The following is a 19,903-nucleotide window of genomic DNA, read 5'->3' as shown; positions in this document are numbered from 1 at the left end:
CATCATGTTATCCTTTTTTAAACAATTACGAAACAGTGTTTCGTAATAACAAACAACAATTATAACATTTAAAGGAGGAATTGTGCCCATGAAAACAAACTATGTAAAAGTCGGCAATTTGCAAGTAGCTGAAAATTTGTATGATTTTATCAACAATGAAGCATTGCCGGGAAGCGGTGTGGGAAAAGATGAATTCTGGCTTCAGTTTGAGAACCTTGTTTATGAACTGACACCTATTAATAAAAATTTGCTTAAGCGTCGTGATGAAATCCAGCAAAAAATCAACGAATGGCACAAAAAACATCGCAACAAATTCAACTTTGAAGCCTATAAATCATTTTTGCAGGAAATCGGCTATTTAGAACAAGAAGTGGGAGACTTTAAGATTACAACAGAAAATGTCGATGACGAAATTGCTCTACAAGCCGGGCCGCAGTTAGTAGTGCCGATTAATAACGCACGGTACGCTCTTAACGCCGCCAATGCCCGATGGGGAAGCCTTTATGACGCTCTTTATGGAACGGATGTCATCAGCGAAGAAGATGGGGCTGAACGAAAAGGAGAGTATAATCCGATTCGCGGGGAAAAAGTCATTGCTTTTTCGAAAAACTTCCTTGATGAAGTAGTGCCGTTGCAAGAACATTTCCACCGAGACGCTGTTCAATACGCAGTTGAAGACGGGAATTTGCTTGTCACTTTAATGAATGGCAAGACAACCGCTCTTAAAGAAAGAGAAAAGTTCGTAGGCTACAGAGGAGAGTCGGATAAACCATCTGCCATTTTATTGAAGAACAACGGTCTTCATATTGAAATCCAGATCGATCGAAGCCATCCAATTGGAAAACATGACGATGCGGGAATTAAAGATATTCTATTGGAAGCGGCTGTTACAACGATTATGGATTGCGAAGATTCTGTGGCGGCAGTGGATGCGGAAGACAAAGTGCTTGTTTATCGCAATTGGCTTGGCCTCATAAAAGGAGATTTGACAGCTACTTTTACAAAAAACGATAAAACGATTACACGTACGCTTAATGCTGACAGAACATACACATCCAAAACAGGAGAAAAGTTCACTCTCCCAGGTCGTTCACTTATGCTCATTCGTAACGTTGGGCATTTGATGACAAATAGTGCAGTGCTCATTGGAGAGGGAGAAGAGATCCCAGAAGGAATATTGGATACGGTTGTAACAAGTTTGATTGCTAAACATTCCCTTTTAGGAAATGGCAAATTTGAAAACTCCAGGAAAGGTTCGATCTACATTGTAAAACCTAAAATGCACGGGTCTGAGGAAGTGGCGTTTGCCAACTTGCTATTTAACTGCGTCGAAGATTTGCTGGGATTAAAACGGAATACGCTGAAAATTGGTGTGATGGATGAGGAACGGCGCACAACTTTGAATTTGAAAGCTTGTATTCGGGAAGTAAAAGATCGTGTTGTATTTATTAACACAGGGTTTTTGGACCGAACTGGCGATGAAATCCATACATCAATGGAAGCAGGTCCGATGATTCGGAAAAATGATATGAAAACATCTCAATGGCTGCAAGCCTATGAACGCTCAAACGTCTATATCGGTTTACAAAGCGGCTTCCAAGGCCGTGCGCAAATTGGAAAAGGCATGTGGGCAATGCCGGACATGATGGCGGAAATGCTCAAGCAAAAGATTGGCCATCTAAAAGCAGGAGGCAATACTGCGTGGGTGCCATCACCAACAGCGGCTACATTGCATGCTCTCCATTATCACCAAGTAAATGTAACAGATGTCCAAAACAAATTGGCTGAAACGATTGAAGATCTCCGTGATGAAATTTTACAAATTCCGGTTGCAGAAAACCCGAATTGGACCCCTGAAGAAATACAAGAAGAGTTAGATAATAATGCACAAGGAATTTTAGGATATGTTGTTCGTTGGGTGGAGTTAGGAATCGGCTGTTCAAAAGTTCCGGATATTAATAATATTGCTTTGATGGAAGACCGGGCAACGTTGCGGATTTCAAGCCAGCATATCGCAAACTGGCTGCATCACGGCATTGTTACGAAAGAACAAGTTCTTGAAACACTTAAGCGGATGGCGAAAATAGTCGACAAGCAAAATGAAAATGAACCTGGCTACCGCCCGATGTCAAAAGATTATGACCGTTCCGTCGCATTTCAAGCTGCGTGTGACCTCGTATTTAAAGGTTATGATCAACCTAACGGCTACACAGAACCGATTTTGCATCGCCGCCGTCTTGAAGCAAAAGCAAAATATGCTGTAAAACAATAACTTCTCATCATGAAGGCATCCTACCAAAGGGTGCCTTCTATTTAAAAGCTACATCTTCCATGCACAAAAACCGATCAAAATCTTTAGTTGCGCGGCTTTGGTTATGAATGAAAAGTTTTATTATGAAGGAGTTGAATGTATGAAAAACCTTCGGGAAAAGGCGCTGGAAGTTCATAAAAATCCTGAAGAACAGATTGTTATTCCAGAGGGAATAGACAGGGTAAAGTTTGAATCTGAGCTGGCAATTGTAATCGGTAAACAAACGAAAATGGTGCCGGAATCAGAAGCATTGAATTATGTATTTGGGTACACGGTGGGCAACGACGTAACGGCGCCGCAGTTTTTCCATGAAGATGGCCATTGGACAATCGGTAAATCGTTTGACACATTTACCCCCCTTGGCCCTGTCATTGAAACAGAACTTGATACATTTCGCATTCATGTTGAAGCAAAGTTGAACGGTGTTAAAAAACAAGATAGTTCAACGGAATTGATGATTATTTCCATTCGGAAAATGATTTCCTATTTATCATCTGTCATGACACTTAAACCCGGTGATGTCCTTTTAACAGGAAGTCCGGTTGGAGCCGATTTTGTTCAAGCAGGAGATGTAATTGAATGCGAAATGAAAGGAATCGGCACATTAAAAAATACCGTTGTTGCTGCAAAAAAACGTGTTAACACGTTATGAAGGAAACAATCTTAGTATTCAAATGATAAAGTGAATAATGGAACAGAAAGAACTTGGCAGTTTTTGTTCTTCCTGTCATAATATAAGGGAATCAAGAAAATTTATATGGCGGAATTTGCACTCTAGCAAATTCCGCCAAGATTTTAGAAGGTGAACGGCTGTGGAAAGGGACAATATGGTCAAGTCTGTAAGCAGGGCGTTGGACATTATTCAACTTGTCAGCTTAAAAAAAGAAGGTTTAGGCGTCACAGAGATTGCCAATCAGATTGATATCAACAAAAGCTCCGTGTATCGAATCTTATCTACACTTGCCCGGTACGGCTATATTGAACAAGATTCCGAAACAGGACGATATAAACTGGGGTATAAATTTTTGGAAATCAGTTCGAAGCTATTAGAATCGATTGATCTTCGCAAAGAAGCAAAACCTTTCCTGCAAAAATTAGAAAATGAGACGAACGAAGTCATCCATCTGGTTGTTTATGACCAAGGAGAAGTCGTTTATATTGAAAAATTGGAAGGAAATGAAACGCTGCGCATGCATTCAAAAGTCGGAAAGCGTGCCCCAATGCATTGCACCTCTGTAGGAAAGGCCATTCTCGCCAATTTGCCGTCAAGTGTCGTTTTAGACATCCTTGACAGAAAAGGGTTGCCGATGCATACGAAAAATACGATTACGAATAAGGATGCATTTTTGAAAGAGCTCATTCGAGTAAAACAACAAGGATATGCACTAGATTTAGAAGAAAACGAATATGGGATTCGTTGTATTGCCGCCCCAATTTTTGATCATTTGGGGAAGGTCATTGCTGCCGTGAGCGTATCAGGACCAACCATTCGAATGACAGATGAGAGGCTCAAACAACTTCAGCCGCGGATGATTGAAATAGGAAAGCAAATTTCTGCTCGGCTTGGTTTTGTTGACTATGCTTGAGTAATACCTTCGCCTTATTTGAATTGGATTTCGCTCCAACTTTTCAAATAGGGCAAGGGTTTGATTATTACATAACAAAGGAATCAGTTAATGATAAAAAATTCAGAAAATATTGATAATTAAAAAAATAAAAGATATAATGAGTGTACAATGATTTTCCATTCATGTGGGTGAATTACATTTTGAATAAGAGAGGGGAAAATCTCTTGTGAGTACTGGATTGTTGGCTTTTTTATCGCTTCTTCCAATTTTAATCGTCGGAATTTTCTTGGTTGGGTTTCGATGGTCAGCTAGCAAAGCGATGCCGATTTCATATGTTGTGGCCGTCATACTTGCGCTCTTTGTTTGGAAAGTATCAGCAGCCAATGTAATAGCTGCCTCCATAAATGGTTTGGTTGTAGCTGCTACACTATTGTACATCATTTTTGGCGCCATTTTGCTTTTAAATACTTTGCAAGAAAGTGGGGGAATTAAAACAATCCGGCAAGGGTTCACCGATATTTCTCCAGACCGGCGCATTCAAGTAATTATTGTCGCATGGTTATTTGGTTCGTTTATTGAAGGATCCGCAGGCTTTGGTACACCAGCTGCAGTTGCTGTTCCATTATTAGTAGGATTGGGATTCCCAGCGATGGCAGCCGTTGTGGCGGGCATGGTCATACAAAGCACACCCGTTTCATTCGGTGCTGTCGGCACACCGATTCTTGTCGGCGTACAATCAGGATTATCCGCTGATGCAACGATTACTGATAACTTGCTGTCGTTGGTCACTTTGATTGGAGCGAAAGTTGCTATTCTTCATATGATAACGGGCACTCTTGTTCCATTATTTGTTGTAGCCCTAATGACCAAATTTTTTGGAAAAAACAAGTCGTTTTCTGAAGGAATTAAAGTTTGGAAATTTGCCTTGTTTGCGGCTTTTACAATGACGATACCATATCTCATCGTTGCCAATGTCCTTGGCCCTGAATTTCCTTCCATGGTTGGCGGCTTGGTCGGATTAGCAATCGTTATTGCCGCTGCGAAAAAAGGTTTTTTAATGCCATCTCAAGAAGAAGTATGGGATTTTGAAGAAAAGTCTAAATGGGATCCGGATTGGATAGGAAAAATTGAGATTAAAGATATCGCACACAAGAACGGCAAGATGAGCATGATTCGCGCTTGGACTCCGTATATTTTAGTTGGCCTGTTTTTAGTGGCGACCAGGTTGAAATCGCTTCCAATCGGCGGATGGCTGCAAGCGTGGACGATTGAGATTCGGAATATGTTTGGAACAAATATTACGGCTAGCTTTCAACCGCTTTATTCACCAGGAACAATTTTTATTGTTGTGTCACTGATTACCTTTTTTATTCACGGTATGAATGGAAGCGCATACAAACGTGCTTGGATGCATTCAGGGAAAACGATGATCTCAGCTTCAACCGCGCTAATTTTTACCGTTCCAATGGTTCAAGTGTTTTTAAATTCAGGCGGCGGTGCTGCAGGTTATGATCAAATGCCAATTGAATTGGCGAACGGAGTAGCAGCGCTGGCGGGCAATTATTGGCCCTTTTTCTCCACATTTATTGGTGGACTGGGCGCTTTTATAGCTGGCAGCAACACGGTCAGTAATATGATGTTTTCTTTATTTCAATATAATGTAGGTTCCCAAATTGGTGTTGATCCCACTTGGATTGTTGCCCTTCAGGCGGTAGGTGGTGCGGCTGGGAATATGATTTGTGTACACAATGTCGTCGCTGCTTCGGCAGTAGTCGGGTTGGTAGGAAAAGAAGGAGAAGTTATTAGAAAAACATTGCTCCCATTTACGTATTATGCTTTAATGGCCGGTTCGATTGGATACTCGATTGCATGGTACTCCGAAAAGGGAATATTTAATCTCGGTTCCTTGATTGCAGTCTTGATCGCAGTTGCCGCCGTTTACATCATTGCAACAAATAAAAAACGGGCAACATGGCCCGCTCATAATAAGTCATCATTTGGCGCAAAACAATAATCCTAACAAAAAGAATGGATATAATAATTTTTTCAGAAAAAGTAAAGGCTGTCTTAAAATATATGCTCCCCTTCACTAGGGGAGTTTTTCTATGACAAAAAAACATACTAATCTTAGTATGTTTTGTGAAGAGTGATCATAGGACTTGTATACTTTACAAAGTTGCTCTCACAATATCGCCCTATATTAAAATCCAGCTTTTTCTATGCAGATATAAGATGTGCTTGGTTGCACGTAAATATCAACGAAGTTTACATCAATAAGAAACCCCTTGGAGCCTAAAGGGTTTTTTGTGACCATTATGTTAACTATAAATTGAACAGCATATTTATATTTTGAAAAGGTGAAAAAAATTTAAAATGACATATCCCCCCTAGGGGGATATTATTATAATAAGGAGGAATGAAATATGTGTCAAAACCACCATCATCAAAATCACGAACATAAATATCGCAAGCAGGTCATTAATCGATTAGCGCGAATTGAGGGACATGTTCGTTCCATTAAAGAAATGGCGATAGAAGGAAGAGACTGTCCTGAAATTCTTCTGCAAATTGCGGCTGTAAGGAAAGCGTTAGATAATGCAGCAAAAGTAATTTTTGTTGATCATATGGAGAATTGTCTAGTAAATGCTGTTCATCAAGGAAATGAGGAACAAGTATTAAACGATTTAAAAAAAGCATTAGAGAATTTCATTCGATAAGGGGATTAACTTTTTGATGATTCCAGAGGGTATCAGTCAGGAGCGATCAACAAAACAAAAAATAAAGATCATCCTAGCATTAGCTGTTCCTGCCATGATCGAAAATATTTTGCAAACAGTGGTAGGATTTGTAGACACACTTTTTGTATCAAAATTAGGATTAAACGAAGTCACAGCAGTAGGCGTGGCAAATGCTGTTCTAGCCGTATATATTGCCATTTTCATGGCAGTTGGAGTAGGGGCTTCTTCTTTGATCGCACGTCATGTCGGTGCTGGTAATATTGGCCAAGCAAAAGCCGTTGCTAAGCAGTCAACCATTCTTTCTTTTTTTATAGGTTTATTTTTTGGTCTTATCACCTTATTTTTCACAGAACCTTTACTTCGTATTATGGGAGCAGAACCAAGCGTTTTAGTAGACGCTTCTGTTTATTTTCGGATTGTAGCTGTCCCGTCTGTCTTTATTTCTTTAATGTTTATCTTTGGAAGTATTTTACGAGCTGCTGGCGATACAAAAACACCGATGAAAGTAAGCTGGTGGATTAATATCATCCATATCGGTTTGGACTACTTTTTCATTTTTGGTTTATTGGGATTTCACGGGTTGGGCTTAGCAGGAGCAGCCTGGGCGACAGTCATTGTAAGAGTGCTGGGAGCCATCGCTCTTTATTATTACATTCAAAAATCGTCTATATCATTTTCTTTATTTCAGAAATCTTCTTTGGATATAAAGATATTCACATTGCCTATTTTGAGGCTGTCTGCTCCTGCAGCAATTGAACGCTTAATTATGCGTTTAGGGCAAGTGCTTTACTTTGGATTAATTGTTCGAATTGGAACGGAAACGTATGCAGCTCATACAATTGCCGGGAATATCGAAACATTTTCCTATATGCTAGGATATGGCTTAGCTGCGGCAGCATCAACACTTGTAGGGCAGCATATTGGGGCAAAGCTTGAAAAAGAGGCTTATACATATGGAATGCTGACGACTTATATCGCCATGTTATTTATGTCTATTATAGGTGTTCTGTTGTTTTTTCTTTCTCCTTGGCTTGCTACTTGGTTTACAACAGATAAACAGGCTATTGAGATGGTTACTACGGCATTAAGAATTGATGCTTTTGCCCAACCAGCATTAGCTATGGGATTGGTGTTGACTGGAGCTTTGCAAGGAGCAGGAGATACAAAAAGCCCCATGTACAGTACAGCGGTCGGCATGTGGGTCATTCGTATTGTAGGTGTATATGTATTGGGCATCCAATTAAATTTAGGAATAGCAGGAGTATGGCTATCCATTGTAATCGATCAAGTCATTCGAGCCCTGTTTTTATGGTGGAGATTTAAAAAGCAAATCAAACATTGAACAATACAATTCTATGTATAGAAAACTATGATTCTCAAATACTTTAGTATGCTAATGAACTAAAAATATCCATTGACATTCATTTTTATGTTGTGTTATTTTTATTTTATGTTAATTTATTACTCTAATATATTATCGAATTAAAGTATCCTCATAGATGCGTTTTTATAGCAATTATCGTTATGCTTTTTTAAGCTTATTTGATGCAAATGTTGTCCGAACTATTGCAGATGCATTTACGGATGGTTTAATTGTGATTAGTAGTGGGGGACATTTAAATTTTTTGGACATGCAATAGGTTAAAAACAAAATGAAAATAAATTAAAGGTGGTTATCTACAGTATGAAACGATTAGCAATGTTTATTCTAACTATGGCAGCGTTATTCTCGCTCCTGATAGGATGCTCCAAATCGGAGGAAAAAGACAAAACGCTAGTAATTGGAATAGATGATAAATTTGCACCTATGGGGTTCCGGGATGAGAATAATGAAATTGTAGGGTTTGACATTGACTACGCCAAGGCAGCTGCCGAAAAAATGGGAACAAAGGTAAAATTTCAGCCGATCGATTGGAAAACAAAAGAATCTGAATTAAGCAGCGGACGGATCGATCTCATTTGGAACGGGTATACCATTACGGAGGAGCGCAAAAAGAAGGTTCTTTTTACAAAGCCTTATATGAAAAATGCACAAGTTGTGGTCACACTTGCTGATTCAAACATTTCTAAACTTGATGATCTAGAAGGCAAAGTGGTTGGTCTTCAATCTCTATCTTCTGCAGCCGATGCGTTGGATAAAAATCCGATTAAATCGAAAATCAAGACGGTTACGGAGTATGCCGACAATGTTCTGGCATTGAAGGATCTAAAGCTAAAACGTGTTGATGCAGTAGTGATTGATGAAGTTGTCATTAAATATTACATGTCGAAAGAAAAAGATACTTATAAACTGCTCGATGAATCCCTTGCACAAGAAGAATATGGAATTGGTGTTAAAAAGGGTAATGAGGAACTGCTGAATAAACTGCAAAAAGCTCTCGATGAGCTGAATGAGGACGGCACTGCCGCCGAAATCTCGCAAAAGTGGTTTGGCGAAAATAAGGTATTAAAGTAAAATAGACCAAACTTGGATTTCCTTGAGAAACCCTGTTTTGCTGTTGGAGGAATTCTTTCATGTCCGTAGATTATTTCAACTCAATCATTAAGCCGATGCTGCTAGGCGCACAGATGACGGTTCTCTTGTTTTTGATCGTCATTGTGTTGTCAATTCCGCTCGGCTTCATACTAACACTTGCTGTAAGAAGCAGGTTTAAGCCTTTATCGTGGCTTACACAGATTTATATATATGTGATGCGGGGCACCCCATTGCTGCTTCAGCTGCTTTTTATATGTTTTGGACTGCCGATGATCCCTGTGATCGGAGATTATTTGGTATTAGACCGCTTTGTCGCAGCTTGTTTGGGTTTTATATTGAACTATGCTGCATATTTTGCCGAGATTTTCCGCGGCGGTTTGCTGGCTATTGATAAAGGTCAGTATGAGGCATCACAAGTCCTAGGCTTGAATAAATGGCAGACGATGACGCGAATCATACTTCCACAAATGTTCCGCATCGCACTTCCTGCCGTCGCTAACGAATCGGTTACACTAGTTAAGGATACCGCACTGCTCTATGCTGTTGCCGTACCAGAATTATTACACTATGCACAGACTGCTGTGAACCGTGATTTTACAATCGTGCCTTTCTTCATCGCAGGCATTATTTATCTGATCATGACGCTCTTATTAACTGTTCTCTTTAAGTGGCTCGAACGACGGTTCAAATTTGATTAAAAAGGAGTAGTGAGTGTGGTTCTCATTGAAGTATCCAACCTCAAAAAATCATATGGCAAGTTGGATGTATTAAAACAGATAACATTTGATGTTAACAAGAACGACGTAATTGCTGTGATCGGACCATCTGGCTCTGGTAAAAGTACAATGCTCCGTAGCCTAGTCCATCTTGAGGAAATTGACGGAGGCAGCATTTGTATATCCGGGGATTATTTGGTGAAGGACGGGATTTACTCAAAACCGCAGGAGATTAAGCGGATCACCTCTAAGATGGGAATGGTTTTCCAACATTTCAATCTCTTTCCTCACCTCACGGTTAAAGAAAATTTGGAACTTGCTCCTAGGCTAGTAAAGAAGGAGTTAAATGCGGAAATTGAACGACGCAGCACAGAACTTCTGAAGAAAATCGGGCTCTCCGATCGGGCATCAGCTTATCCTGCAAAACTTTCGGGCGGTCAAAAACAAAGAGTCGCCATTGCTCGTGCGCTTATGATGAACCCTGAAATCCTGCTGTTTGATGAACCTACTTCCGCCTTGGACCCGGAGTTAACCGGCGAAGTACTGCAAGTAATGAAGCAGCTGGCTGAAGAGCACATGACGATGATTGTGGTGACACATGAGATGGGGTTCGCCAAGGAGGTTGCAAACCGAGTCATTTTCATGGACAACGGGGAAATCATCGAATCCGGACTTCCGACTGAGATTTTTACAAACCCGAAGTTTGAACGAACGAAAGCTTTCTTGAACCGCAGTTTGAAATAATCCGGGACGCTGTCTATTAGTAGATTACTTGACACTTGCTACTTAAAATAAATAGTAACTGATCAACAAATAAAACGTACTTTTAGCACACCCCAAATCCGTTTTAAATAAAACATATTAAGATTAGCAGCACAGACTACGGCTAAGTCTGTGCTGCTATTTTTGTACACCCGGCAGAGTGTAATAATCTCTAGGGTGAAAGCCGAGCCGTGAAGGCAGAAGTAACGGTACGTACGGTGGTGTGAGAGGTCGGGGGTTAGTCACCCCCTCCTACTCGATTAGTAGAAGCGGTGAAAAGGTCATGAGCCCCGGAACCATAAGTTTGTTGTACAAATTCATTCGATGGGGTATGGAGCAGGATCATTTAGAATGAGCCTTGCCTTTTTAGCATTCGTTCCTAAGTGCTTTTTCTCAGTTTATTGATGAATTGCTCAGACAAAATGTTGAAGGAAAGAATATGGTCCATATACACTTCACCGATTTGTTGTATCTCTTCATTTTCATGCTGTAAAGAATATGGGAGAGTTTTTTCTATTAATGGTATATGTTTTTCTGGTTCTTGAACAATGGTGTTCCATGCACGTATGATCAGCTCTAAGTCTTCACTGAACAGTGCGCTTTCCAATTCTTCCGTCGGTAACGGCTCTGATAATAGGGGCATTTCATCCACGAATTGTTTTGAATAAAGTCCTTCTAAAAATTTTTCAAAGCTTTCAGCTAGCTCCTCTGTATTTGCACCAAGATAAAATATTTTCTGAGTTTCAAGGTGAAGGACAATATTTCCATTGGTACAAACTGCAATCGGGATGACGCTGCCTTCTAATTTCAATTCCTCAAGAGATAAAAAGCGGTCGATTTCTATAGCTTCCTTTTCCGTTAAAAAATACATTTTCTCCGCTTCTCCTTCGTGTAAAGCAGTCACGAAAGACGCATACTGATCCGGCAGTTTGTAAGGAAGACTATGTCTCTCTTTTTTTGCTTTATGGCGGCTATGATTTTCCTTCTCAAATTCCTGATCGTGGTGAAAAATTTGTGTTTTATAAAAAAGGGTAATGGAAAATTGTTTTGCAGCTACCTTCCATTCCGTCATCGGATTGTCAAATAAAACACTTAAGATGAAGCTTTTGTTATTATGATCCCCTTCTTCATAAAGCCAAAACATACCTGGTGTTAAAGGTATTTCGGATTGTTCCTCCTTGATTCCAGTAATCTCAATAACGATGGCATCCCCCTTGCTGAAACTGCCTTCCCCATTTAACGTTAATCTGAGTGCATCGTAATCGCGATGGATATATTGTAATTCTGCGTCATGTAATCCATCTTCCAAAATGCTGATCAGCTCTTCCGGCAGATTTTCGCGAATATGTTCAAAATGATTATTCGCTTCATCTAACACTTTTTCGCATTCCTCAATTTTAGCCTTCAACCAAATGATGAGTTCGTCCCGCACTTCCTTTGGCAGTGTCGGCTGATTAATGGTGCCGTCCAGAATATAGGGATGAAATGTTTCCGGCAATGTTTGCAATAATTCGTCTTTAATAGATTCAAGATCTTGCCGCAAATAGTCGTAGACATCCTCGCCGTCTTCTTCAAAGCTTTTGATAAAATCCATCCATTCTTCATCAGACTCGGGAATTGTAAGCAGGTGCCCCTTCTGCATTTTGTCATACCATTCTTTTGTAAAAAATTTCATTATATCTCTCCTTATATGCTATCCACCATTTTTTCTCATATAATGAATTCACTTCTTATAAGCGTTTCACCTGCTAAAAAGGAGAAATTTAACAAAATAGGTGATGGGGGTGTCTAATAAGTCGTTTTTACGGCTTATGGACGCCCCCATTAATGTTTTAGAAACGTTGATATATCGGTGTTTATGATTTTTTGTTTTCAATGGGGATCTGACTTTCTGGACAGCCCCATGATTGTACAGAAAAATATCCGGTTTTAACGGCAAGGATATAAAAAAGAATTACTATCATGCATCTGAACTTAAAAGTAATTACTGTACAGAAATAGTTAAACTAATAGTTGAATAAATTCAAGTTCTATACTTACTAGACAACATCTTTCAAGCCTAAGCTGATCTGACGCGAAGAGAAATAATTCGTCTACTTGCCTCTCATGACCGAACAGTATGGGAATTGGCGGAACCTTTTTGATATGTCTTTAGCAGCTTTGCTAAGCATATCAAAACATTAGAACGGTCAACCCTGTTTGAAAGGACTATGCAAGGACGAACGCATATTTGTCGTCTTACCTCCAAATCGTTTTCTACTGCTAAAGATGGCTTCGATTTATGAACGTTTTTGGAACAGACAGTTTGACGTTCTTGAACATGAGCTGAATAAAGCAAAAAAGGAGAAAAAATAAAGTATTTGCAACAAATTCATTATTTTGTAAAGGGTGATGAGAATGGTTAGTACATCTACAATAACCTTAACGATGAAACGTTCTTTTGATGCCTCTGCAGATAGAGTATTTGACGCTCCACTTTGCATTACCCCTGTTAATCCGAAATAAGAACGGGCTGGTCGTTGAGATAACGGATGGCACGGCAGAATACAACGAGAAAAACTACCGTTTATCACTGTTCTACGATCTAGCCAAGATGTCTGTCATTCGTATGGCAAAGTCTTTAGTCCATAAGCTTTTACCATATCAATGCACCGCCGTAGCAGACTCCGGGTTGGATGCGTTCTGAAATTATGCTTGATCACTATGGTATGACAGAAGAAAACTGGCGTGATGCCCTTGTAAAGGAACCCCAATTCATCATCTCGGAAACGCCGCGTTTTGTCGGCCGCTTTAGCCGGTGATCCGAAGGTTGCTCGCTGGAACGGTCAATCTGTGTCAAGCGGTCAGCTCGCGCAAGTGTATGGTTTTTATGATCTTGATGGCTCACAGCCAGATGCCTGGCGATATATCGGAGAAGTACAGGATGCTGGAAAGCCAGCGAATGCTTCCGAGTACCACTAACGGGAAGCGATAGCTCGATATGCACCGCAGTGCGGATCTTTATTTTCATGTTTAAAAAAGTGTCCAAGAAGTCGAACTTGATCACCAGGCGCATGTTCGGCTTCTTCTTTTGTGGAAAATTGATGATATCTTCTATTCTCTCGAAGCCTTGTAGCTGTATGGGAGTCGAAGGGTGAGGGGGGAGAAGGTGGATAGATAAGAGGAAGAAAGAATGATGAAAACCTGTGATAAAATATGCGTAGAAGGAAATTCTTTTTCAATTAATGGGAAGCAGTATAAAGGATTTTACAAAGATGGAGAGAAAAAATGACTTATTCGTTTATTTTTAAAGATTCATTTATGGATTTAACGAAAACTCGTATCCGTGAAATACAGACTGATGAAGAAGTGTTGCTTCATCCTAAATGGAGTTTTCCAATTGGAAAGTATTCGTTTTTTTCTGGAAAAGAAGAATATAAGGCAATATCTACAAAAGAACATTTCATACATAACGCCTTTGTTGTGCTTCAACCAGACGGAAAAGAAATTGTACGAATTAAAAATTTGTCACTTCATAAGAAAAAATCTATTTTTAAAGAGCTTCGAATGGTTTATAGCTAGAACAGCTTTCATATAAACTCTACTCTTGCATTTAAAACGATAACGATTAGTAATGGAAAAGAGGTCATTCTGACAGCGAACAAAATTTCTTCGATATTTAAAAATCTTTTAGAAATGTATGATTACGAAGTTCAAGTTCATCAAACGATGGACTTACCATTTATAGTGTGGGTGGCCATTTTCAAGGGGATCCATTTATTGATTAGACGTTAGATCCATTGTAAAAATCTCCTTGGACCTTTCCGGAATTCCTTTTTTTCTAACTCTTCTCCACGTAATGTTGCGGACATGATTTTTCCTAGTATTTTGTACTAGTTGCTGGTGAAAAGACGAGAGTCTGCGTGCATGACTGTGAGTAAGCGATGGATTGGATTTTATCAGGTCAGTCAAAACGTATTTTTCGAAGACTATCAAATTGTTATATCAAAAAGGACAAAAGTGCGAAGGACCGTTAAGTTTTAGGAGGATTCACATGAAGGAATATGTAATTTTGGCAGTAGCCATCATAAGTGAAGTATTTGCAAGTTCAATGCTGAAAGTATCAAATGGATTTAAAAAGTTGTTTCCTTCCATCGGAGTCGTAATGGGGTATGGCGCAGCTTTTTATCTCTTATCTTTATCTCTAAAAGCAATACCGCTTGGTACGGCTTATGCGATATGGTCAGGCTTCGGTACGGCTTTAACTGCATTAGTCGGTGTTATCTTTTATAAAGAAAGTATTGATCTTAAAAAATGTTTAGGCTTAGTTCTAATCATTTGTGGAGTGGTTGTTTTGAAACTCAGCAGTTCTCATTAACGATGAGAGAGGAGGCAATTGTATGAAAGGTTTTATCGCATTAGGAATTTCTATTATCAGCGAAGTATTTGGTACGACAATGCTTAAATTGTCAGATGGATTTACAAGTTTTTTCCCTTCCATTGGTGTTATAGTTGGTTATGGATTATCTTTTTATTGTTTGTCGTTATGTCTTAAGACAGTTCCGCTAAGCTTGGCCTACGCGATTTGGTCGGGGCTGGGGACAGCTTTTACAGCGTTAATTGGTGTTCTAGTATGGCGGGACCCATTTAATATTATTACATTAGTTGGTCTAGTATTGATCATTGGCGGGGTGATTTTATTAAATGCTCCAAAAAGTCCAGATAAAGTTTTATAAAACTGACCCCCTGTCTGAAGGGCGCAAGGAGTCAGCTATAGGTCTAAACGTTTGTATTTCGTTTATAGGCTGACTGCCGGTTCGTATTCTTTAATTCGCTGACGGACGAAATCAGGAATCGCTCTCGATTTTCCAGCGGCGGCATCATAATTGACATAGATCACTTCAGCCTGAACCAGCGGGTCTTTTTCTCCCGCTTTTGTGATGATAAACTCCATTGTCAGGCTAGAGCCGCCAATTCGTGATGTTCGGCACCAGATCTCAAGCGTATCTTTAAAACGGGCTGGCTTTTTATATTCCAGCGTTGATTTGACCATTGCAATATCAAATATATTTTCTTGGGCAAGCTCCTCGAGATCCCGCCCAAACACTTCCTCAAAATAGTCAATAACCGCAACGTCAATATATGTCAAGTAATGGGCGTTAAAGACAATTTTTTGTCCGTCAATTTCTGAGTAGCGCACCCTCAGGCGGTGTGAAAAACGGAATCCTTCCATTATGTACCCTCCTGAAAAAATGTTATTTTCATTATATAATGAAAATTCTATCAATTAAAGCGGGAAATAAGACTTTGTAAAGAAGTTCGAAATAAGCTGAGCATCTGTCAAAAATTCAAACACAGATGCTAAAGTTGCGTTCACCTCTTTGATTAGGACAGAGGTAGGAAATAATATAAAGAACAAAAATAAAAAAATATATTCAATAACAAACAAAAGTATTATATAATTGGAATTACAGTAAAAACCAACTAGTATGTTTGGAATATTTTTATATTTATGCAAAAAGCGAAAATAAAAGATGTCATGAACTCTTCCCCCTTTCCTTGGCGTCGACGCTGGCAAAGAATTTAATTTGTGCAAAGGTGAAGGAATGTTCGACAGTTAGTGAAGAAATTTGAAACCGTTTACTTTAAAATTTCTAAATTTTCATAACAGTTCATAAAAACAGCATAAGGTACATTCATAATGTATTAGAAAAAAGTACTAGTTTACTAAAGGAGATGGATAATTTATGGTTATAAAAGAATCTTTTGAGATAGCAAGGCAAGTCTATGAAAAATGGGGAATAAATATTGAAGAAGTATTAGAAAACTTGCAGCAAGTGTCTATCTCTATCCATTGCTGGCAAGGTGATGACGTAAAAGGATTTGAAGCAGATGCAAGCGAGCTTTCAGGGGGGATTGATGTAACAGGAAATTATCCGGGGAAGGCAAGAAATGCTGAAGAATTAAGGCAGGATTTAGAGAAAGCGCTGTCATTAATTCCAGGGAAACATCGTGTCAACCTACACGCCATTTATGCAGAAACAAATGGTGAAAAAGTGGAAAGAGATCAGTTAGAACCGAAACATTTTGAAAACTGGGTTAATTGGGCGAAAAAAATTGGTATAGGGCTGGATTTTAATCCTACCTTATTTTCGCATGAAAAAGCAGCAGATGGACTGACGTTGTCTCATCCTGATCCGGGAATTAGAGAATTTTGGATCAACCACTGTATTAGGAGCCGAAAAATCGGTGAGTACTTTGGCAAGGAGCTTGGAACACCATGCTTAACAAATATATGGATTCCGGACGGCTATAAGGACATTCCAAGCGACCGATTGACTCCAAGGAAGCGATTAAAAGAATCATTGGATAAAATTTTTAGTGTAGAGATCAATGAGAAATATAATTTGGATGCAGTCGAAAGCAAATTGTTTGGAATAGGATCTGAGTCTTTTGTTGTCGGCTCGCATGAATTTTATCTAGGGTACGCCTTACAAAATAATAAAATATATTTATTAGATACAGGTCATTTTCATCCTACTGAAACAGTCTCAAATAAAATTTCATCGATTTTGCTTTATAGCGACAGGCTTGCTTTACACGTATCGAGACCGGTTCGGTGGGACAGCGACCATGTCGTGATTTTGGATGATGAATTGCGTGAAATAGCGCTTGAAATCGTGCGCAATGATGCGCTGCATAAGGTTTTAATCGGACTTGATTTCTTTGATGCCAGCATCAATCGTCTTGCTGCATGGGTCATTGGAACGCGTAATATGATTAAAGCTTTATTATATGCAATGCTTATGCCGCATGAATATTTAAAGCAATTGCAAGAAAAGGGAAACTTTACGGAAAGATTGGCGGTTATGGAGGAATTTAAAACTTATCCTTTCGGTGCAATTTGGGATTATTATTGTGAGAAAATGAATGTTCCTGTAAGAGAAGAATGGTTAAAAGAAATTCAAAAATATGAGGAGGAAGTATTAACTAAGAGACAGTAGTCGTAAATATGGCAAGAGTATGAATTCTCTTGCTGCTCAAATTAGCCGATCAGTGAATTAAAAGAGCTGAAAAATTATAAAGACTTCGTGGATTAAGGAAAGCTTCACTCCTAATGGAGAAAATAAAGTAAATATAGGAAGTGCTCGATTCGGCAATTTCACTTAATAGCTTTAGCATCCGAAGCATCAGTAGATAATAGAAAGAGAAAAAAATGTGTGGCAGAGGTTGATGAAATGAACAAATCACAGCCAATTTTTATAGGAATTGATATTGGAACACAGGGCATTCGCACAATTGCAATCGGTTATAACGGAACTATTTATGCAGCCAGTACTGTAATTTTTAACTTGGCGAAAGGAAACGAGTTAAGAATGGAGCAATCGCCGTTTATGTGGTGGCAGCATACCGCTGAATCTATTCGACAAGTAGCAAATAGTTTGAAGGAGCAAAAAATTCTTAATCAAGTTGTTTCCTTGTCTGTCACTTCCACATCAGGTACTGTAATTCCCCTTGATAAACAATATGAACCGCTATACAATGCCTTAATGTACAGCGACAGCAGGTCAGCATCTGAGGCAGCGCTTTGCAGAGAGGCTGCCTTTGCAGCAGGGCATTATACGGCATTTTCCAGCTCGTATGGTTTGCCGAAAATTGTTTGGTTCCATAAACATTTTCCGCAAATAGCAAAGGATGTATGTTTATGGGCGCATCCTACTGACTATATTATCGGGAAATTAACGGGAAAATGGGGAATAACCGATTATACGAGTGCATTTAAAAGCGGCTATGATTTAAATAATGAAAAATGGCCGGAATATATTGAAAAAACTTTAAAAATACCTGTTAAATCACTTCCAATCGTATTGCCTTCAGGGACTTTTGCCGGGAATGTGTCAAAGGAATGTATGGAGGAAACAGGGTTGCCGGAAAATGTAAGCGTTACACTCGGACTGACTGACGGTTGTGCGTCGCAGTTCGCATCCGGTTCATTATCGCCTGGAAACTGGAACACGACAATTGGCACAACTTTAGTAATAAAAGGGATTACATACGAGCCAATAATAGATGAGAAGGGAATACTTTATAACCATCGCCATCCAGATGGATATTGGATGCCGGGCGGTGCGAGCAACACAGGGGGAGATTGGATTTCAATTGATTATTCAAAAGATGAATTAGCTTATTTAAATAGTAAAGCATATGAATATTTCCCAAGCCGGTGGATTTCGTATCCGCTCCGGCAAAAGGGAGAGCGTTTTCCTTTTGCATTTCCTGACATACAAGGCTTTGACGAACCAGGTTTGACAAAAGAACAGCTCTTTATTTCCCGTTTAGAAGGTGTTGCCTATCTTGAAAGAATGGCTTACGAGATGATTGAAAAGCTGTCAAGCGAGAAAGTGAGGGCTGTCTTTACAGCAGGCGGAGGAAGCAGCAGTGATGTATGGCTGACTATACGGAGCAATGTCTTAAAGAAGCCTATTATTAAAATGAAGCATAGCGACGGTGCTATTGGGGCTGCGATTGTTGCGGCAGCTTCATATTTTGGAAGTATTCAAGAAGCCGGGGAGAACATGCTGAAAAGAGAAAAAGAGGTGATGTTTGAAGAACATATAAGTGAACAATATGAAGAAGGATATGAACGCTTTATTCAAGCACTTAAAAAGAGAGGAGTTGTGCTGTGACAAGATTTTTCCTTTTACGCCATGGAGAAACGGAATGGAATCGGGATGGCAACAAATATTGCGGAAGGACGGATGTTTCACTGTCAGAGCAAGGGATTAAGCAGGCGGAAGCAGCAGCTAAAGCGCTGAAGCACGTAAAGTTTCACGCGGTCTTTTCTTCAACTCTAGTAAGAGCATCGGCAACAGCTGCAATTATAAGCAAAGAGTTTGGTTTGCCAGTTATTGAAGATCAGCGTCTTGTAGAAATTGACTTCGGGAAATGGGAAGGAAAAACGGTACAAATGATTGAGAGAGAACATAAGGATTCATGGACAGATTGGTTAACGAATCCAGCAGAGTGTTTTGCCGGGGAAACGGGAGAATCTGCAAGTCAAGTTTATAATCGGATCCAATCTTTTTTTGAAGAGGTATCGAAAACATATCCAGATAAAAATGCGCTTGTTGTAGCTCATAACACAGTAAACCGTATTGCTGCAACGCAATGGTTTGGATTACCTTTTTCGCATTACCGCAAAATAAAAATGGACAATACAGGGGTTTCTATTATTGAATATCACGGTAAAGGAAAGGCATCCATTATTCAATGGAACAGTATTTTGCATCTTCTTTGAAGCAGGAAGTTTCCGATAAGCATCAAATCGATCTTAAAAAATTTCCTTTTCGGAA

16 protein-coding genes and 2 pseudogenes are annotated in these 19,903 nt (G+C 39.4%); 16 read left to right on the top strand and 2 right to left on the bottom strand.

Annotated features, from left to right (window positions below):
- The first annotated feature begins 88 nt into the window (after positions 1–88).
- The 9 genes and pseudogenes from ACVIJU_RS00710 to ACVIJU_RS00670 all read left to right on the top strand — a co-directional run bounded on the left by ACVIJU_RS00710 (position 89) and on the right by ACVIJU_RS00670 (position 10,553).
- Positions 89–2,272: a malate synthase G gene (locus ACVIJU_RS00710; RefSeq protein WP_117016995.1), complete on the top strand. Its 2,184-nt coding sequence runs from the start codon at positions 89–91 to the stop codon at positions 2,270–2,272.
- A 181-nt stretch (positions 2,273–2,453) separates the two neighbouring features.
- Positions 2,454–2,963, top strand: a pseudogene (locus ACVIJU_RS00705) (fumarylacetoacetate hydrolase family protein); the annotation flags it as partial.
- A gap of 160 nt (positions 2,964–3,123) precedes the next feature.
- Positions 3,124–3,897, top strand: coding sequence for an IclR family transcriptional regulator (locus ACVIJU_RS00700; RefSeq protein ID WP_066250400.1), 774 nt, complete (start codon positions 3,124–3,126; stop codon positions 3,895–3,897).
- Between the two features lie 208 nt (positions 3,898–4,105).
- Complete coding sequence (locus ACVIJU_RS00695; RefSeq protein ID WP_117016996.1) at positions 4,106–5,893, top strand: L-lactate permease; 1,788 nt, start codon at positions 4,106–4,108, stop codon at positions 5,891–5,893.
- 409 nt (positions 5,894–6,302) lie between these two features.
- Positions 6,303–6,596 (top strand): metal-sensing transcriptional repressor, encoded by a 294-nt coding sequence (locus ACVIJU_RS00690; RefSeq protein WP_063386497.1) that lies wholly within the window; start codon positions 6,303–6,305, stop codon positions 6,594–6,596.
- 16 nt (positions 6,597–6,612) lie between these two features.
- Positions 6,613–7,959: an MATE family efflux transporter gene (locus tag ACVIJU_RS00685; protein ID WP_456687907.1), complete on the top strand. Its 1,347-nt coding sequence runs from the start codon at positions 6,613–6,615 to the stop codon at positions 7,957–7,959.
- 342 nt (positions 7,960–8,301) lie between these two features.
- Positions 8,302–9,072 (top strand): amino acid ABC transporter substrate-binding protein, encoded by a 771-nt coding sequence (locus ACVIJU_RS00680; RefSeq protein ID WP_063386498.1) that lies wholly within the window; start codon positions 8,302–8,304, stop codon positions 9,070–9,072.
- Between the two features lie 59 nt (positions 9,073–9,131).
- A complete protein-coding gene (locus tag ACVIJU_RS00675; protein ID WP_063386499.1) occupies positions 9,132–9,791 on the top strand; it encodes an amino acid ABC transporter permease in 660 nt (219 codons plus the stop codon).
- A gap of 15 nt (positions 9,792–9,806) precedes the next feature.
- Positions 9,807–10,553, top strand: coding sequence for an amino acid ABC transporter ATP-binding protein (locus ACVIJU_RS00670; protein ID WP_066250409.1), 747 nt, complete (start codon positions 9,807–9,809; stop codon positions 10,551–10,553).
- A 397-nt stretch (positions 10,554–10,950) separates the two neighbouring features.
- On the opposite strand, the gene ACVIJU_RS00665 is transcribed toward ACVIJU_RS00670, so the two are convergent.
- Positions 10,951–12,246 (bottom strand): DUF4085 family protein, encoded by a 1,296-nt coding sequence (locus ACVIJU_RS00665; RefSeq protein WP_456687159.1) that lies wholly within the window; start codon positions 12,244–12,246, stop codon positions 10,951–10,953.
- Between the two features lie 792 nt (positions 12,247–13,038).
- Between ACVIJU_RS00665 and ACVIJU_RS00660 the strand changes: the two are divergent.
- The 4 genes and pseudogenes from ACVIJU_RS00660 to ACVIJU_RS00645 all read left to right on the top strand — a co-directional run.
- Positions 13,039–13,532 (top strand): annotated as a pseudogene (locus tag ACVIJU_RS00660) (short-chain dehydrogenase); the annotation flags it as partial.
- A 306-nt stretch (positions 13,533–13,838) separates the two neighbouring features.
- Positions 13,839–14,132, top strand: coding sequence for a hypothetical protein (locus ACVIJU_RS00655; protein ID WP_456687158.1), 294 nt, complete (start codon positions 13,839–13,841; stop codon positions 14,130–14,132).
- Between the two features lie 472 nt (positions 14,133–14,604).
- Positions 14,605–14,928, top strand: a complete 324-nt coding sequence (locus tag ACVIJU_RS00650; protein WP_130158505.1) for a DMT family transporter — start codon at positions 14,605–14,607, stop codon at positions 14,926–14,928.
- A 22-nt stretch (positions 14,929–14,950) separates the two neighbouring features.
- A complete protein-coding gene (locus tag ACVIJU_RS00645) occupies positions 14,951–15,286 on the top strand; it encodes a DMT family transporter (RefSeq protein WP_311066767.1) in 336 nt (111 codons plus the stop codon).
- A 62-nt stretch (positions 15,287–15,348) separates the two neighbouring features.
- Here the strand turns inward: ACVIJU_RS00645 and ACVIJU_RS00640 are convergent, their stop codons facing one another.
- Positions 15,349–15,783, bottom strand: a complete 435-nt coding sequence (locus ACVIJU_RS00640) for an acyl-CoA thioesterase (RefSeq protein WP_311066768.1) — start codon at positions 15,781–15,783, stop codon at positions 15,349–15,351.
- Between the two features lie 514 nt (positions 15,784–16,297).
- Between ACVIJU_RS00640 and rhaA the strand changes: the two genes are divergently transcribed.
- The 3 genes from rhaA to ACVIJU_RS00625 all read left to right on the top strand — a co-directional run bounded on the left by rhaA (position 16,298) and on the right by ACVIJU_RS00625 (position 19,848).
- Positions 16,298–17,554 carry an L-rhamnose isomerase gene (gene rhaA, locus ACVIJU_RS00635; RefSeq protein WP_456687157.1) on the top strand — a complete coding sequence of 419 codons (1,257 nt, stop codon included), beginning with the start codon at positions 16,298–16,300 and terminating at the stop codon, positions 17,552–17,554.
- Positions 17,555–17,788: 234 nt separating this feature from the next.
- The gene (locus tag ACVIJU_RS00630; protein ID WP_456687156.1) at positions 17,789–19,237 is read left to right on the top strand and encodes an FGGY-family carbohydrate kinase; all 1,449 of its coding nucleotides are present in this window, start codon (positions 17,789–17,791) and stop codon (positions 19,235–19,237) included.
- Positions 19,234–19,848 (top strand): histidine phosphatase family protein, encoded by a 615-nt coding sequence (locus ACVIJU_RS00625; RefSeq protein WP_066250433.1) that lies wholly within the window; start codon positions 19,234–19,236, stop codon positions 19,846–19,848. The genes ACVIJU_RS00630 and ACVIJU_RS00625 overlap by 4 nt, the downstream gene beginning before the upstream one ends.
- Positions 19,849–19,903: the final 55 nt, after the last annotated feature.

The organism is Aeribacillus sp. SP014, from assembly GCF_054055575.1.
The sequence above is the reverse complement of the archived record's forward strand: the minus strand, read 5'-3'. Positions and strand labels throughout refer to the sequence as shown.

Excerpts from the sequence above, each read along its gene's own strand:
- ACVIJU_RS00650 (WP_130158505.1), top strand. The coding sequence starts at position 14,605 with ATGAAGGAATATGTAATTTTGGCAGTAGCCATCATAAGTGAAGTATTT.
- ACVIJU_RS00690 (WP_063386497.1), top strand. The coding sequence starts at position 6,303 with ATGTGTCAAAACCACCATCATCAAAATCACGAACATAAATATCGCAAG.
- ACVIJU_RS00675 (WP_063386499.1), top strand. The coding sequence starts at position 9,132 with ATGTCCGTAGATTATTTCAACTCAATCATTAAGCCGATGCTGCTAGGC.
- ACVIJU_RS00630 (WP_456687156.1), top strand. The coding sequence starts at position 17,789 with ATGAACAAATCACAGCCAATTTTTATAGGAATTGATATTGGAACACAG.
- rhaA (WP_456687157.1), top strand. The coding sequence starts at position 16,298 with ATGGTTATAAAAGAATCTTTTGAGATAGCAAGGCAAGTCTATGAAAAA.
- ACVIJU_RS00710 (WP_117016995.1), top strand. The coding sequence starts at position 89 with ATGAAAACAAACTATGTAAAAGTCGGCAATTTGCAAGTAGCTGAAAAT.
- ACVIJU_RS00655 (WP_456687158.1), top strand. The coding sequence starts at position 13,839 with ATGACTTATTCGTTTATTTTTAAAGATTCATTTATGGATTTAACGAAA.
- ACVIJU_RS00665 (WP_456687159.1), bottom strand. The coding sequence starts at position 12,246 with ATGAAATTTTTTACAAAAGAATGGTATGACAAAATGCAGAAGGGGCAC.
- ACVIJU_RS00680 (WP_063386498.1), top strand. The coding sequence starts at position 8,302 with ATGAAACGATTAGCAATGTTTATTCTAACTATGGCAGCGTTATTCTCG.
- ACVIJU_RS00645 (WP_311066767.1), top strand. The coding sequence starts at position 14,951 with ATGAAAGGTTTTATCGCATTAGGAATTTCTATTATCAGCGAAGTATTT.
- ACVIJU_RS00685 (WP_456687907.1), top strand. The coding sequence starts at position 6,613 with ATGATTCCAGAGGGTATCAGTCAGGAGCGATCAACAAAACAAAAAATA.
- ACVIJU_RS00640 (WP_311066768.1), bottom strand. The coding sequence starts at position 15,783 with ATGGAAGGATTCCGTTTTTCACACCGCCTGAGGGTGCGCTACTCAGAA.